Here is a 15,272-nt window from a genome sequence, read left to right as displayed (position 1 = left end):
GCCTGGGCGTCTCAGCTGTTTTCCAGGAGGTCACGATGACCGGATTCACCCGGCGGACCGCGCTCGCGGCGCTAAGTGCTAGCGCGGCGGTGGGCATCGGCTACGCGTTGCGGGTCGGTGCCGGGCCCGCGTTTCGGATCCGCCTGGCCGACTGCGGGGGCATGATGGGCGCCGGTCATGCCGACATGCGTCTGTACATGGACATGTTCAACCGGCACACGGAGATCACCCGCACGGTTGAGGAGATCCCCGGCGGTGTCCGCACCACAACCCAGTCAGCTGCTTCCGATCTCACCGCGCAACTGCATGCGCATGTGTCGAGCATGTATGCGCATTTGGATCAGGGCACGGAGGTGATGTGCATGAGCCAGAGCCTGCCCACGCTGTTCCGCAACGCCGGTGGTTACCGCCGGCAGTTGACACTTACGCCCGCGGGCGTCATCGCCGAGGAAACCTCCGATGATCCCGCGCTCGCCGAGGTTATCCGTGCCCATGCCCGTGAGGTGACCGGGTTCGTGCGCGACGGCATGCCGGCGATGATGCGAGGAATGATGGGCCCCGGGTGCATGGGGTCGGGCGGCATGATGGGACCCGGCATGATGGGGCCCGGCGGAATGATGGGGCCGCGCTGAATTGGGAATTGGCCGGACTCAACGGCGGTACTTCAAATACAGATAGCCGTCGCAGACCAACGCGTGATCGAGCTGCAGCGCGACCGGGGCGGCCAGCGGGGCAGGCGGCCGGTGGCCCACCGGTTGACTGGCCGCGAGTTTGGGCGCGATCGTCACGCACAGCTCGGTGATGGCGTCGGCTTGCACCAGCTCGTCGAGCAGCGTCGGTCCGCCCTCGCACAGGATGCGGCGCATGCCGAGCTCGCGCAGCATCGCGACGGCGCGCGAGACGTCCACCGAGCCTTCCCCGGCCACCAGGAGGTGTTGGCGGTCGTCGTCGGGGTCGTATCGTGCCGCGGTTCGCGCGCAGGTCACCAGGATCGGCGGCTGGTCGGGTTTGCCGAACAGGCGCTCCGGTAGCTGACCGCTGCGGCTCACCACGGCGATCGGCGGTGGTTCGGCTCGCCCCTCGTGCTGGCGTCTGGCCCGCGCCGCATCGCTGAGCGCGACCGGGCCGTAGTTCTCGGCGCGCGCGGTGCCGGCGCCGACCAGCACGACGTCGGCGAGGCCGCGCAGGATTTGCAGGAGCCGTTGATCGGTGGGGCACGACAGCGGACCGGCGCGGCCGCCGAACGCGGCGGCACCGTCGGCGCTGAAGATCATGTTGGCGCGCACACCATCCGGGGGATCGGCGTAGAAGGGTGCGAGTTCGATGATGCTGGGGACGGCGCTGATCCGGGGCGATTCGTTCACGCGCTAGGCCTCGTGGCCGGGCTGCAGCTGGCGCACGTCGCCGAAGGACACCCAGGTCTCCAGTTCCTTCGGCGGACTGCCGCCCACGGGTGCGAGCAGGTGCCCGACGTGGTCACCCAGCGAGAAACGTTCTCCGATCTCGCCGACGAACCAGGCGGCGGCATCGTCGAGGATGGGCATCTGTTCGGGGCCGCGATGCCAGGAACAGCGGTCGAACTTGTTGACCGTGTCGCTGGTCTGGCTGCCGAAAAGCTCCACCACGTCGAGGTGTTCGTGGTCGAACACGTGCACGGCCAGGTGGGTGGCGTCGCTGGCGATCCGGAAGGTGTGGTTGCGCCGGGACAGCCCGACGAGGAATCGGGGCGGATGGATGCTGGTCTGGCTGGCGAAGCCCACCAGGCAGCCGGCCGGGGTGCCGTGGGCCTGCGTGGTGACGACGTACATCGGATAGTTCAGCAGCGACACCAGCTTGTCGAAGGCGTCGGTTCCCGGGTCGCACATCCGGTCAGTCTTCCCCGTTCGGAACGCGGGGAATCCTGTGGCCGCAATTTGCCCGGCGGCGCGGCATGCCCGGCGCCGACGGTGTTCGTCGACGTCAGGCGTGGCTTGGGTTGCGCCGCAACATCATCGCGAAATGGCCCACCGAATCAGGTAGGCGGCGACGCCGATGCCCAGCACCGCCGCACCGGACAGCACCGAGGGCAGCGGCATCGCGAACGCCAGCATCACGCAGCCGAGCAGCCCGATCACCGGGATGGCCCGGTGCGGGCGCCCTTCGTCGGGGCCCAGGGTGAACGCGGAGGCGTTGGCGATGGCGTAGTAGATCAGCACGGCGAAGGAGGAAAACCCGATGGCGCCGCGAAGGTCGGTGGTGGCGGCCAGGATCGCGACGCAGACGCCGATCAGCAGTTCGGCGCGGTGGGGCACCTGGAACCGGGGGTGCACGGCGGCCAGCGCGTGGGGCAGATGGCGGTCCCGCGCCATGGCCAGCGTGGTGCGCGAGACGCCGAGGATCAGGGCGAGCAGGGAGCCCACCGCGGCGACCACCGCGCCCACCTGGACTGCGGGGACCAGCCAGGCCGTTCCCGCCGCGCGGGCCGTGTCGACGAGCGGGGCGGCGCTGCGGGCGAGGCGGGCCGGCCCGAGCACCGAGAGGGCGGCCACGGCCACCAGTGCGTAGACGGCCAGGGTGATGGTGAGGGCCAACGGTATCGCGCGTGGAATGGTGCGGGACGGGTCGCGCACCTCCTCGCCCAGCGTGGCGACGCGCGCATAGCCGGCGAAGGCGAAGAACAGCAGACCCGCGGCCTGGACGACACCCCCGATGGTCGCGCCGGTCGGGCGGAGCGAATCGGTGCCGGCCGCCGTGGAGGTGAACGCGGCGACGATCACCGCGGCCAGCACGGCCAGCACCGCGGCGACGATGATGCGGGTCAGCCAGGCCGACTTCTGCACGCCGGCGTAGTTCACCGCGGTGAGCGCAACCACCGCCGCCACGGCCACCGCGTGCGCTTGCGCCGGCCAGGCGTAGTAGCCGATGGTCAGGGCCATCGCCGCGCACGACGCGGTCTTGCCGACGACGAAGCCCCACCCGGCCAGGTATCCCCAGAAGTCGCCCAACCGCTTTCGGCCATAGACGTAGGTGCCGCCCGATGCGGGGTAGCGCCCCGCCAGTCGCGCGGAGGACGTGGCGTTGCAGTAGGCCACCACCGCCGCCAGCGCCAGGCCCAGCAGCAGTCCCGAGCCGGCGGCATGCGCGGCGGGTCCCAGCGCCGCGAAAATCCCCGCCCCGATCATCGACCCCAGCCCGATCACCACCGCGTCGAAAACCCCGAGACTGCGGCGCAATTCGTCGCCGGCGGCCGGGGTGTGGATCGGGGTGCTTTCGGACACTTTCGTCTCCTGGCAAGTCGGACAGGCGCGGTGTCACCCTGCGCAGCGCCTAACCTATCAAATCTGTTTGATGTATTGTGCGGAAGTATGCCCGCAGCAGGTCGCGCGGCCGTCCCGCCGCTGATGCAGATGGCGTCGCATCCGTTGCGGTGGGCGCTGCTGACCTCGCTGGCATCCGGGGACCACCGGGTGCGGGAACTCGCCGCCGCCGTCGGGGAGCCGCAGAACCTGGTCTCCTATCACCTGCGGCTGTTGCGTTCGGCCGGACTCGTCGACGCGCGGCGCAGCAACTTCGACGGCCGCGACACCTATTACCGGCTGGACCTGACGAAGTGCGCCAAGGCATTCGGCGAGGCCGCCGCCGCGTTGCATCCGGCGCTGGCGCCCGCGCCGCCCGCGCCGACGGCAACCCGGTCGGTGTTGTTCTTGTGCACCGGCAACAGTGCGCGCTCACCCATGGCCGCGGCGCTGCTGAAGCAACGGGGCCAGGGCCGCATCCGGACGGCGAGCGCGGGCAGCCACCCGAAAGCCGAGCTCCACGCCAACGCCCTGCGGGTCATGCGCGACGAATACGGCATCGATCTCGGCGGCACCCGGCCCCAGCCGTTGGCCGCGGTTTCCCGGCGCCGCTTCGACTGCGTGATCACGTTGTGCGACAAGGTGCGCGAGTACGCGCGCGACCACGATCTGGCCACCACGACGCATTGGAGCGTGCCCGACCCGTCGAGCGCCGGCTACCCCGAATTCCGGCGTGTGGCAAGCGAATTGAGCCAGCGCGTCGACTTCTTCCTGCCCCTGCTGGCGGCCCGCGCGGGCGGGCGGTGATCATGGCCCTCAATCGGCGTCAGTTCTGCACATGGGCCGCGTTGACGGCGGCGGGAAGCGCAGCCGCCGGGGCGGGTGCCGCATGTTCGCGCCCCTCGCCCCCCGGCCCACCCGGCGGCAAAGCCGATTACACGCTGCGGATCGGCTCGGCGAAGGTCGAATTGGCCCCGGGCCGGGTGGTGTCGACCCTGACCTACAACGGCCAATTTCCAGGCCCGCTGCTGCGGTTCACCGAGGGCCGGCGCACCTGGGTGGACGTCTTCAACGACACCGATGCCCCGGAGCAGTTGCATTGGCACGGGCAGCACGTCGGCGTGGACGTCGACGGCTCCGCCGAGGAGGGGACCCCCGACATCCCCGCACACGGCATGCGCAGGGTTTCCTTCGTCCCCGGCCCGGCGGGCTTCCGCTTTTATCACACCCATGTCGTCCCGCGCGCGGACCTGTCCCGTGGCCAGTACAGCGGTCTGGTGGGTCCGGTCTACATCGAGCCCGCCGAGAATGCGGGCGCTTACGACCAGGAAGTCTTCTTGACGCTCAAGGAGTTTGAGCCCAAGTTCAGCCGCGGCGGCGACATGGCCGGCGATTTTCTGGCCGGTGAGCAGGAGCCAGATCTCAAGGAGAGGGGCGAGTCGTCCATGGCCGCCTCGCTGGGTCGGGGCGAGTCACCCGGTAACGAGGTCGGATACGGGGCCTTCGCGATCAACGGACGCACACTGGGCCACGGCGATCCCCTGCGCGTGCGCACCGGTCAGCGGGTGCTGTTGCACGTGCTCAACGGCAGCGCCACCGAAACACGCAGTCTGGCGCTGCCCGGGCACACTTTCGACGTTGTCGCGCTGGACGGCAACCCGGTGCCCACGCGGGCCACCGTGCCGGTGTTGTGGCTCGGCGCCGGCGAACGGATCTCGGCCGTCGTGACCATGACCAATCCGGGTGTCTGGGTGTTGGGCGATCTGTCCGACGATGACCGCGGTCGCGGAATGGGGATGGTCGTCGAATACGCCGGGCGCGCAGGCGATCCGCAATGGGTGCCGCCCCCGCCGTTCATGTGGGACTACCGGCCGTTCGGCGCCGCCGGGCCGGCGGATGTCGCGCCGCCCGATCACACCCTCGACCTGTTGATCGAGAAACGCAACGCCGCCGACAACGGTTTCAACGTCTGGACGATCAACGGCGCGCCGTTCGCGATGGACACCAACAAGCCCGTGCTCGATATCGAGCGCGGCAAGCGCTACCGGCTGCGGTTCCGCAACGCCAGCGACGACCTGCACCCCATGCACCTGCACCGGCACACGTTCGAAATCACCCGGTTCGCCGGGACGCCCACCGCCGGTGTCCGCAAGGACGTCGCCATGCTCGGCGGCTACCAGAGCATGGAGGTCGATTTCGTAGCCGACCAAGACGGCCTTTCGCTGCTGCACTGCCATCAACAGATCCACATGGATTACGGGCTCATGCTGCTGCTCAACAGCCGCTGATCGCCAAGAAATCCCCCTTACCCGAGCGGGTTGTTGTGGCGCACCCCCCGATACATGCCCCAACGCACGATCCACGGCATCACCACGCGTTCGACCGACCAGGACGGGAAGCGGAAGGCATGGCCGGTGGGCAGGAAGACTTCCAGCCCGTTGGGCTGTATACCCACTAACGAACCCCACCGCCGCGTCGGCGCCTTGTACGCGCGTAGCGGTCGGCCGGCGAAGTCGGCGAGGACGTTACGGGCCACCAGGGCGTCGCCGCGGTTACGGGCCGAGCTGCGCAACGGATCGGTCGCCGCGACGTCGCCGACCGCGAACACACCCCGGTGACCGGGGACCCGCAGTTCCTGGGTGACCCGCACAAATCCGCGCTCGTCGAGCAACTCCGGCGGCAGCCACTCGGTGTTGGGCCGCACCCGCCCGATCGCCCAGAGCACGGCGTCGGCGTCGGCCTGCGGTTGTCCGGTGCTCCATCGGACCGGTTCGCCGGTGAGTTCGTCGCCGGTGAAGTCTTCCGCGAGGACGGCGCGGTGTCCGGGGTGCAGGCCGACGCCCAGCTCGGAAAGTCGAGCGCGGATCCGCTGCCATATCCGCGGATGGTGCCCCTCGAGGGCGGACTCGCCGGGGAAGTACAGGTCGATTCGCTTGTCCGGCCAGGTGGTTGCCATGTTGAGCGCGCTGCTGACCGCCGCGGCGCCGCCGCCCACCACGATCACCGACCCGGCCGCGGCCAGCCGGTCGTGCGCGGCGCGCAGCCCCGCTTCGATCTCGGCGGCCGACTGCAGGGTCGGCTGGCGCCAGAAGCCGTTGCTGACGCCGGTCGAGATGACCAGCGCGTCGTATCCCTCGGTGATGGTCGCGCCGTCTTCGGTTCGGCCGAAGACGGTTTGGGCGGCCAGGTCCACCCCGGTCAGCGTGGCCTGCGCGGTGCGAACGCCGTCGAGGCGGCGGAACCGGTCGAACGGAATCCAGTAGTCGCGGGCCCAATCGTGCGGACGCGAGAGCCGGACACCGAGTTCCTGGCCGCTCACCAGCGCGGGTTTGGCCGAAATCCCGACGACGTCGGCATGCCGGGACAGCCGGATCGCCGCGAGGACGCCCGCGTCCCCGAGCCCGGCGACGACGACACGCTTTCGCTCCATGCCCGCTATCCTGCCCTGCGTACAGTGCGGACGAGCCGTTGACCGATACGAGAGCGAGGGACCGCGTCGGATGATCGTCTCGCGCGGAAGCGGTCGCCCGGAGCAGCCGGGGGAGGCGGGGGAGTCGGGGGCGTCGGCGCATCCGCGGGTCAGCGCCGCCCTGCGCACCGCGGTGCGCGCGTCGGCCCCTCGTCCCGCCGCGGCCCAGCGCGCCGCCAAGGACTTCGAGAAGGATCTGCTCCCGGCGGTCGTCGCCGAGATCCGGTGGTCGTTCACCCGGCCGCGCACCTGGCTGATGGGTGTGGTGGCCAACGTGATCTTCGCCGCCGGCTGGCTGCTGGTGCAGCCGCTGACCCCGGTGGGCCACCACCACCCCGATTGGGTGATCCTGGTGGGCACCTACTTCTCCTCGTGGGTCCTCGCCGACGTCACCACCACCAACTTCCTGGGCGCCGACCACTACCGCATCCTTCGGGGTCTGTCGGACGGGGTGCCGTTCTGGCGAATCCTGCTGATCAAGAACCTCGCCCTGCTCGCCATCGTCGGGCTGCCCACCCTGGGAGCCGCCGTCGCGTTGACGCTGTGGCTGGAAACGCCTGCGCGGCTGGGCATTACGATCCCGACCGTCGCGGTGCCCATCGTGTCCTGGCTGGGGGTCGGCAACGTCATCTCGGTGCTGCACCCGGTCGGTGTCGAGCCGCTGCTGCGGCGCTGGCGTCAGCGCGGGGATCTGCGCCGCACCCGCAGTTGGGTGCTGGCCCTGACGCTGCCCTACGCGCTGTACTACGTGGCCGATCCGATGAACGGTGTGGAGCACCGCGTGTTGTGGCAGCAGGCGCCCGCCCTGATCTGGCCGGTGTTCGGGCGCGACACGAAAAGCTTCGTCCACCTCGCCATCGCCATGAGCGTGTGGATCGCCGGCAGCATCGCCGCGGTGTACTGGGTGCGCAGGCGCGGGTTGGAAATCCGCTAGGACACCTGCGGTTTGATTTCTTCGATCACCCACTGCGCGTAGTCGAGGTATTCGTCGGCGCCGCCCACGGCGGGGACGGGAACCGCGGTCACGGTCACACCCTGCTCGGCGAGCCAGTTCAACCGGTCGACGATTTCTCCCTCGCCCATGCCCGGCCGGTCGCCCGCGTCGCGGGCCACGTGTCCTTCGCCGACCCGGTTGGTGCCCAGCCCGTGCATCACCTCGAATTCCCGGCCGTCATAAGACGGTTGGGACTTGATGTAGTCGAGTTTCTCCGCGATCCGTTCGGGCGGTGTGAGAAACGGCCACCACCCGGACCCGAACGTTGCTGCCCGGCGCAGGGCGGCGTCGGCGTCACCGCCGATCCAGATCGGAAGATGCGGCTTCTGAACGGGTTTCGGCTCGAAGGCGATGTCGGCGAACGACACATACCGGCCCTCGAACCGGGGTGTGTCGCTGGTCCACAATTCCACGATTGCGGCCAGGTACTCGTCGGCGATGCGGCCGCGTTCCCCGAACGGCACTCCCAGCAGCTCGAACTCGCGGGCCAGCCAACCCACCCCGAACGTCACCATCATCCGGCCCCCGCTCATCCAGTCCGCGGTGGCCAGCGCTTTGGCCAGCACGATGGGGTGCTGCAGCGGCAAGATGGTGACGCAGGAGTTGATGGCCACCCGATCGGTGGCGCCGGCGATGAACGCCTGCGCGGTCGTCGAGTGCAGATAGTGCGGCCCGGACAACTCGACCTGGTCGGTGGGGATGATGAGATGCTCGGGTACCGCGATCATGTCGTAGCCCCACCGGTCGGCGCATTGCATCATCCGTCGCTGTTCGGGCCCGGTGACGGCGGCTTCCCAAGGCTGCGTAATCGCCTTGAGGCGCAGCAGGTGCGGAACGGGGAAGGCGAATTTCACGGGCGTCCCAGCCAGCGGTCCATGCCCTCCAATCTAGGGGTCGGTGTTGTTAACCTGGCAACATGGACTCCGAAACGGACCCTGCCAGCCAAAAGCTGACCAGCGCGGCGCTCGCCGCCACCAGTTGGGCGCTGCTGGGCATGATGTCCTACGAAGAGGAAGTCTCGGGCTACGACCTCAAAAAGTGGATCGACTGGAGCGTCGACCTCTACTACTGGAGCCCGTCCTACAGCCAGATCTACACCGAGCTGAAGAAGCTGGAGTCGCTGGGGCTGGTGACGTCGCGCGTCGAACGCGACGAGGGCACCCGCAGCCGCCGGCTCTACAAGATCACCCCGGCCGGGATGGATGCCGTCACCGAGTGGACCAACCACGCGCCCGTGGACCCGCCGGTGCTCAAGCACAGTGTGCTGCTGCGGGTTACGTTCGGCCATCTGAGTAACCCGGCCCGGCTCAAGGAATTACTGCAGGAGCATGTGGCGTCTTCGGAAGCCAAGCACCGCAAGGCCGTCGAGGACGCCGAGGGGGCCGAGGCGGAACCCGCGTGGGCGTACTCGGTGCTCGCGCTGCGTTGGGCGGCCAAGTACTACGCCGCCGAGCGCGAGTTCGCCCTCGAGATGATCAAGGAGATCGACGAGGCCGACGCCATCCTGCAGAGCGCCGCGACGGGCGGTCTCGGGAAGCCGCGGCCTAGGCCGGGTTATTGGCGCGAAGTCGAGAAACAGGTTCAGGCAAAGCGGGAAGCTGACTAGTTCTGACGGGGGTGACGGGTTTCGCGTGCCGCCGGCCTGCGGATCCCCTACCCGAGCGATTACGGATATCGAAAACGCATAGCGAAATCACTTGTGCCACTGTGGCTTCAGCGGTCAATATGCGAGGGTCCCTGTCGGTGGGTGCGGCTAGTTTCGGGGTATGAGTTCGGGCGGAATCATCGATCGGGACGCGATCACTGCGGCCTTCGATGCGCTCGATGACGCGGTCGACGGCGTAGCGGACCTGAGTTTCGACGCGCTGACACCCCGAGAATGCCTGGCGCTCTTGGAGCGCTGTGAGAAAGTGCGCCGACGGCTGCCGGTAGCCGAGCATCAGCTGATCAACCACGTTGCCCGGCAAGCTACCCCAGCGGAGCTCGGCGGCAAGCTGTCCCACGCGCTGGCCGAGCGGACCTTGATCAGCCGTGCCGAAGCCTCCCGGCGCGTCAAAGAGGCGCGCGATCTAGGCCCACGCCACGGCCTGACCGGCGAGCCCATCGCGCCTGCACTGGCCGCCACCGCAGCCAGACAGCGCGCGGGAGAGCTCGGCTCTGGTCAGTTGGCGGTGATCCGCAAGTTCTATCACCAGTTGCCCGGCTGGATCGACGCGCCCACCCGCGAGCAGGCCGAGGCAAAGCTCGCCTTGGAAGGAACCCGATATCGTCCCGAGCAACTCGGCAAGCTGGCCGACGTCCTGGCCGATTGCCTGAACCCCGACGGCGCCTTCACCGAAGAGGACCGGGCTCGTCAACGCGGCCTGACGTTGGGCAACCAGCAGCCCGACGGCATGTCGGCGTTGCGTGGCTGGCTCACGCCCGAAGCACGCGCTACGTTCGAAGCCGTGCTGGCCAAACTCGCGGCACCGGGCATGTGCAATCCCCTGGACGACACCCCATGTGTGGATGGGGCTCCCAGCCAAGAGGCGATCGAACACGATCCGCGATCCGCGGCCCGACGCAACCACGACGGACTGCTGGCCGCGTTGCGCGCACTGCTGGCCTCTGGAAAGTTGGGGCAGCACAACGGCTTGCCGGCCTCCATCGTCGTCACCACCACGCTCAACGAACTGGAGGCCGCGGCCGGCCGGGGGCTGACCGGCGGCGGCACCATCCTGCCGATGAGCGACGTGATCCGCCTGGCCCGCCACGCCCGTCACTACCTGGCGATCTTCGACAAGGGCAAGGCGCTGGCGCTCTACCACACCAAGCGGCTCGCCTCACCCGGGCAGCGAATTGTGTTGTACGCCAAGGATCGCGGCTGTTCGGCTCCGGGCTGCACCGTGCCCGGCTATTACTGCGAGGTCCATCACGTCACCGATTACGCCAAGTGCCATGCCACCGACGTCAACGATTTGACCTTCGCCTGCGGACCGCAACACCGCCTCCTGCAACCGGGCGGCTGGACCACCCGCAAGAACGCCAGGGGCGACACCGAATGGATCCCGCCCCCGCACCTGGACCGAGGCCAACCGCGAATCAACACCTTCCATCACCCCGAGAAGCTGCTCCGCGACGGAGACGACGACGAAGACCACAGTCCGGGGGCGGCATGACACGTCATAGATCCCGCTAGTCCCGAAGCCGACTAACTCGCCGCTAGTTCGCCGCCGCGTCCCGCGCCGCGATGTAGCCGTACACCAGGCCCTGCGCGATCGTCGCGCCGGCGCCCGGATACGTCGTCCCGAACGCATTGGCGGCGGTGTTGCCGATCGCGTACAGCCCAGCGATCGCCCGACCGTCTTCGCGCAGCACCCGCCCCCGCTCGTCGGTCTTCAGCCCACCGCAGGTGCCCAGATCGGACAGCACCATTTTCACCGCGTAGAACGGGCCGTTGACCAACGGGCGCAGGTTCGGGTTCGGCTTGATGGTCGGGTCTCCGTAGTAGCGGTCGTAGGCGCTGCGACCCCGGCCGAAGTCGGGATCCTCGCCGGCGGCGGCATTCTGGTTGAAACGAGTCATCGTCGCGAAGAACTCCGAAACCGGGACACCGATCCGTGCGCCCAGGTCGCCGAGGTTGTCTGCGCGCGCCGCGATACCGGCGTCGTACCACGCCTGCGGGATGCGCATCCGCGGAAAGAGTTCGGCGCCAAAGACATAGCTGTTGCGATACCGCTGATCGAAGATGATCCACATCGCCTCGACCGGGCTGCCGGAGCGTTCCAGCTCGAGCACCCGCTGCCCGAACGACATGTAATCCGCGGCTTCGTTGGCGAACCGGCGCCCGTTCTGGTCCACGATCACGCAGCCCGGCAGCGAGCGCTCGGCCAGCATCACCGCGGGCGTCTTGCCGGGCAGCGGCGCGATGGCGGGGAACCACCATGCCTGATCCATCAGGTCGATGTCGGCGCCGATTTCCTGGCCCGCGCGTATCCCGTCGCCGGTATTGGCGGTAGCGCCCAGACTCAGGTTGGCGCCCAACGACTCCGACTGAAACTTCCAGCGCATGTCCATGCTGTGGTCGAAACCGCCGGTGGCCAGCACCACGCCGCGCCGCGCGGTGACCGTCACCTCGCGGCCGCCGTGCTCGACGACCGCGCCGGTCACCCGTTCGCCGTCGCCGGCGAGGCGCGCCAGCGCGGTGCCGGTCCACACCGGGATACCGGCGCGCAGCACCCCGGTGAACAGCCCGGCCATCAAACCCTGACCGCCCGCGGCGTAGCGCCGGCCCACCATGCGGCCGCCCACGCCCTGCGCCAGGCGCTTGCCGTAGACGGGAATGCCCTTGCGCGGCATCCTGGCCACCAGGTTCATCCACCGGTAGTCGGCGCCCGTCGTGGGCATCGGGACCGTCACCTCCATCAAACCGGGCTGTAACCGGGTGCGGTACGCGCCGAGCAGCGAGGTGTCGAAGGGCCGGCATTCGCAGGTGCGCCCGGCCGCGCTGCCGCCCGGTGCCTCGGGGTGGTAGTCGGAATAATCACGGGCCCAGAACAGCCGCAGCGGCGTCGTGCGGCGCAGCATGTCCACCGTCGCGGACACGTGCGCCACGAACCCCGTGGAGCGCTGCTCGGGGGCCGACCCCGCGACCACCGCATTCAGGTAGGCGCCGGCGCGCTCCGCGGTGTCGCAGGAATTCGCCTCGGTCAGCACCGGGCTGGCCGGCAGCCACAGCGCACCGCCGGAGCGGGCGGTCGAACCGCCCACGTACGACGATTTCTCCACGATCAGCACCGACAGACCCAATTCGTGGGCGGCCAGCGCCGCGGCCATGCCGGTACCGGAGCCGACGACAAGCAGATCGACGGCGGTGTCGGCCACGGGAAGTCCGGCGGGAATCGTCGCGCTGTGCGTCGTCACATTCAAAACGGTAGGCCGCGCCACCGCGACGCAGGAAGAGCCGTCCTGATGAGTGGAACAAGCCGCCCCGCGGACCGGTCTCGGGGGAGTTGAATCAGGCCCATGACGTCGCACACCGAGGCCGACCAGATTCGGTTCATTGAAGCGCAGGCCGCGCCGACGCGATTCGCCCGCGGCTGGCACTGCCTGGGGCTGACCCGGGATTTCGGTGACGGCAAACCTCACTCGATCAACGCCTTCGGGCAGAAGCTCGTCGTCTTCCGCGGCGGCGACGGCAGCATCAACGTGCTCGATGGCTACTGCCGGCACATGGGCGGCGACCTGTCCCAGGGTGAGGTCAAGGGCGACGAGATCGCCTGCCCGTTCCACGACTGGCGCTGGGGCGGCGACGGTCGTTGCAAGCAGGTGCCCTACAGCCGTCGCGCCCCCAAACTGGCCCGCACCCAAGCGTGGACGACGCTGGAGCAGGACGGCATGTTGTTCGTGTGGAACGACCCGGAGCGCAAGCCGCCGCCACCGGAGGTGACGATCCCGCGCATCGAGGGCGCCACCAGCGACCAGTGGACCGAATGGCATTGGTACACCACCGTCGTCAACAGCAACTGCCGCGAAATCATCGACAACGTGGTGGATATGGCGCACTTCTTCTACATCCACGGCTCACTACCCACCTACTTCAAGAACATCTTCGAGGGGCATGTGGCGACGCAGTACATGAACGGCGGAAGCCGGCCCGACATGGGCGGCAGCGTGGGTTCCGAAATGCTCGGAACCACATCGGTGGCGTCCTATTACGGCCCATCGTTCATGATCGACGACTTGACCTATCACTACGAGCACGGCGACGCCAACACCGTCCTCATCAATTGTCACTATCCGATCGACTCGAATTCCTTTGTGCTGCAATACGGGATCATCGTGAAGAAATCCGGCGCGCTGCCTGATGACCAGGCCATGCAAACCGCGATCACCTTGGGTGACTACGTCAAGCTCGGTTTCGAGCAGGACGTCGAGATCTGGCGGCACAAGGCGCGCATCGACAACCCGCTGCTGGTCGAGGAGGACGGCCCGGTCTACCAGCTGCGGCGCTGGTATCAGCAGTTCTACGTCGATGCCGCCGACGTGCAACCGGACATGGTGGACCGCTTCGAATTCGAGCTCGACACCACCCGGCCCTATGAGGCGTGGATGAAAGAGGTCGAGGCCAACATGGCGGCCCGGGCCTGACGATGCTGGAATCCTCGGTGCGCGAGGACAATCGACTCGACGAGATGCCCATGGTGCCGGTCGCGTGCCGGAACTGTGGGGCGCGCGTGCTGGCCCGCAAGAGCAGCTGGAATCAGACCAGTGTGCAGTGGAACGCCGAGGCGACGGCCCGGTGCGCCGAGCGCGCCGATGCGCACAAGATCGTGACGCCGGGGAGCCGGGGTGTCTTCCTGGTGTGCTCGGCGCTGAGCGCGTCGATCCTGGACGCGGTGCGCCATGGAGATTTATCCGTCGTCGACGAATCAGACGGCGCATCAGGGTGATTCACGGGATCCGGCTATCCCCTGGGGATCTCATCCTTGTGCCGCGGGCAGTAGGAATAGATGCTCTGGGCGACGAAGAAGCCGGTGTGAAACTCGGGTAAACCGCTGCTGTTCAGCACTTCTTGCATCACCTCCATGGGCGTGTCGCCGGCGTCGAGCCTCGCGCAGACGTAGTGAGCGGCTTCGATCGCGTGTCCGGCCGAGGATTGGTCGATGATGCCCTGCTCCTCGAGGGCGGCCAGGAATTTCTGGTCGGTCGTGTCGGCATAGGCGATCGGCACCGCCGCCAGCAGGGTGACCGATGCAGCCCCCAAAATGGCGAGCAGGCGGGCAACCATGTCTGACGCGCTCCCTGACGTGGGTGGTCGTGCCGAAACCGAACCCAGGGGCCGGGACCGACGCTTCGTTGTTATGCCCCGATTTTGCCGCATTGACCCGCCGGCAACGCGGTTGGCCTCGTCAGCGGGTGGTGTCGCCCAGAGGTGGGCGTTCGCCCAGCGCGAGGTGTTCCCGCGGCGTGATGAATACGCCCTCGGCCTCCACTGTGACACCGTCAACGTTGCTGAGTTGGCCGGTGGCATACGTCTTGCTGCCGTCGACCCGCTCCACCCGGGCCTCGGCTCGCAGTGCGCCCAACGGCGTGGGGCGCAGATAGCGCACGGTGATGGTGCCGGTGTAAGCCGGTTTGCCGGGCTGATGTGCCGTCGCGCCCAGAACATGGTCCAGGATCAGAGCGCACATGCCACCGTGGACGTGGCCGGGCGGTCCCTCGTAGCCGGCGCCGAGATGCACATCGGTGTGCACGCCGCCCGCCTCGTCGCGCCGGATGATCAGGGGCGGGGCGATCGGGTTACGCAGCCCGACGGCCACATTGCCCCAAACGACGTTTTCGCCTTCGGCATTGGTGCGCACACCAAACGACCCCGGCATGAGCCGCGTGCTCAATAACTCGACGGTTTGGTCGACGAGAGCCAACGCTTTCGCGACAGCTCGTTCGTCGGCCTCGCTGCGAATGGTGACGTCGATGAGTCGCCGCACCGACTCCGTCAGACGTTCGTGGGTATCAGTCATGTGCGCCAACGCTCATCGGCGATGCCGCATAG

General features: G+C 68.3%; 16 protein-coding genes. 8 read left to right on the top strand and 8 right to left on the bottom strand.

The window, feature by feature from the left end:
- Positions 1 to 35: 35 nt before the first annotated feature.
- Positions 36 to 632, top strand: coding sequence for a hypothetical protein (locus tag A5688_RS03950; RefSeq protein WP_067835954.1), 597 nt, complete (start codon positions 36 to 38; stop codon positions 630 to 632).
- Between the two features lie 18 nt (positions 633 to 650).
- Here A5688_RS03950 and A5688_RS03945 read toward each other — a convergent pair whose 3' ends face one another.
- The 3 genes from A5688_RS03945 to A5688_RS03935 all read right to left on the bottom strand — a co-directional run bounded on the left by A5688_RS03945 (position 651) and on the right by A5688_RS03935 (position 3,161).
- A complete protein-coding gene (locus A5688_RS03945) occupies positions 651 to 1,364 on the bottom strand; it encodes a pyrimidine reductase family protein (RefSeq protein ID WP_067914692.1) in 714 nt (237 codons plus the stop codon).
- 3 nt (positions 1,365 to 1,367) lie between these two features.
- Positions 1,368 to 1,865 carry a flavin reductase family protein gene (locus A5688_RS03940; RefSeq protein ID WP_067914694.1) on the bottom strand — a complete coding sequence of 166 codons (498 nt, stop codon included), beginning with the start codon at positions 1,863 to 1,865 and terminating at the stop codon, positions 1,368 to 1,370.
- A gap of 123 nt (positions 1,866 to 1,988) precedes the next feature.
- The gene (locus A5688_RS03935; protein WP_242660411.1) at positions 1,989 to 3,161 is read right to left on the bottom strand and encodes an APC family permease; all 1,173 of its coding nucleotides are present in this window, start codon (positions 3,159 to 3,161) and stop codon (positions 1,989 to 1,991) included.
- A 183-nt stretch (positions 3,162 to 3,344) separates the two neighbouring features.
- Between A5688_RS03935 and A5688_RS03930 the strand changes: the two genes are divergently transcribed.
- Both A5688_RS03930 and A5688_RS03925 read left to right on the top strand, forming a co-directional pair.
- Entirely contained in the window at positions 3,345 to 4,082 is a 738-nt protein-coding gene (locus A5688_RS03930; RefSeq protein WP_067914696.1) for a metalloregulator ArsR/SmtB family transcription factor, read from the top strand.
- 2 nt (positions 4,083 to 4,084) lie between these two features.
- The gene (locus tag A5688_RS03925; RefSeq protein WP_120312464.1) at positions 4,085 to 5,563 is read left to right on the top strand and encodes a multicopper oxidase family protein; all 1,479 of its coding nucleotides are present in this window, start codon (positions 4,085 to 4,087) and stop codon (positions 5,561 to 5,563) included.
- Between the two features lie 17 nt (positions 5,564 to 5,580).
- Here A5688_RS03925 and A5688_RS03920 read toward each other — a convergent pair whose 3' ends face one another.
- Positions 5,581 to 6,705, bottom strand: coding sequence for an NAD(P)/FAD-dependent oxidoreductase (locus tag A5688_RS03920; RefSeq protein WP_067914699.1), 1,125 nt, complete (start codon positions 6,703 to 6,705; stop codon positions 5,581 to 5,583).
- A 70-nt stretch (positions 6,706 to 6,775) separates the two neighbouring features.
- On the opposite strand from A5688_RS03920, the gene A5688_RS03915 reads away from it, so the two are divergent.
- Positions 6,776 to 7,678, top strand: coding sequence for a hypothetical protein (locus A5688_RS03915; protein ID WP_207546591.1), 903 nt, complete (start codon positions 6,776 to 6,778; stop codon positions 7,676 to 7,678).
- Here the strand turns inward: A5688_RS03915 and A5688_RS03910 are convergent.
- The gene (locus tag A5688_RS03910; protein WP_067914701.1) at positions 7,675 to 8,592 is read right to left on the bottom strand and encodes a TIGR03619 family F420-dependent LLM class oxidoreductase; all 918 of its coding nucleotides are present in this window, start codon (positions 8,590 to 8,592) and stop codon (positions 7,675 to 7,677) included. The two genes, A5688_RS03915 and A5688_RS03910, sit on opposite strands and share 4 nt — an antisense overlap.
- Positions 8,593 to 8,654: 62 nt before the next feature.
- Here A5688_RS03910 and A5688_RS03905 point away from each other — a divergent pair, with 62 nt between their 5' ends.
- A complete protein-coding gene (locus A5688_RS03905) occupies positions 8,655 to 9,344 on the top strand; it encodes a PadR family transcriptional regulator (protein WP_067835970.1) in 690 nt (229 codons plus the stop codon).
- Positions 9,345 to 9,504: 160 nt separating this feature from the next.
- Positions 9,505 to 10,896, top strand: a complete 1,392-nt coding sequence (locus tag A5688_RS03900) for an HNH endonuclease signature motif containing protein (protein WP_068268056.1) — start codon at positions 9,505 to 9,507, stop codon at positions 10,894 to 10,896.
- Between the two features lie 43 nt (positions 10,897 to 10,939).
- Here A5688_RS03900 and A5688_RS03895 read toward each other — a convergent pair whose 3' ends face one another.
- Entirely contained in the window at positions 10,940 to 12,640 is a 1,701-nt protein-coding gene (locus tag A5688_RS03895; protein WP_082955064.1) for a 3-ketosteroid-delta-1-dehydrogenase, read from the bottom strand.
- A gap of 102 nt (positions 12,641 to 12,742) precedes the next feature.
- Here A5688_RS03895 and A5688_RS03890 point away from each other — a divergent pair, with 102 nt between their 5' ends.
- Both A5688_RS03890 and A5688_RS03885 read left to right on the top strand, forming a co-directional pair.
- Entirely contained in the window at positions 12,743 to 13,867 is a 1,125-nt protein-coding gene (locus A5688_RS03890; RefSeq protein ID WP_067909863.1) for a Rieske 2Fe-2S domain-containing protein, read from the top strand.
- A gap of 2 nt (positions 13,868 to 13,869) precedes the next feature.
- On the top strand, positions 13,870 to 14,169 hold the full coding sequence (locus A5688_RS03885; protein ID WP_067909859.1) for a ferredoxin: 300 nt from the start codon (positions 13,870 to 13,872) through the stop codon (positions 14,167 to 14,169).
- 14 nt (positions 14,170 to 14,183) lie between these two features.
- On the opposite strand, the gene A5688_RS27635 is transcribed toward A5688_RS03885, so the two are convergent.
- Positions 14,184 to 14,507, bottom strand: coding sequence for a DUF732 domain-containing protein (locus tag A5688_RS27635; RefSeq protein WP_067835978.1), 324 nt, complete (start codon positions 14,505 to 14,507; stop codon positions 14,184 to 14,186).
- Positions 14,508 to 14,628: 121 nt separating this feature from the next.
- A complete protein-coding gene (locus A5688_RS03875) occupies positions 14,629 to 15,240 on the bottom strand; it encodes a PaaI family thioesterase (protein WP_067909857.1) in 612 nt (203 codons plus the stop codon).
- Positions 15,241 to 15,272: the final 32 nt, after the last annotated feature.

Origin of the sequence: Mycobacterium mantenii (assembly GCF_001667865.1) — a bacterium.
GTDB lineage: Bacteria > Actinomycetota > Actinomycetes > Mycobacteriales > Mycobacteriaceae > Mycobacterium > Mycobacterium mantenii_A.
Note: the sequence above shows the minus strand (reverse complement) of the source record. Positions and strands in the feature narration are given on the sequence as shown.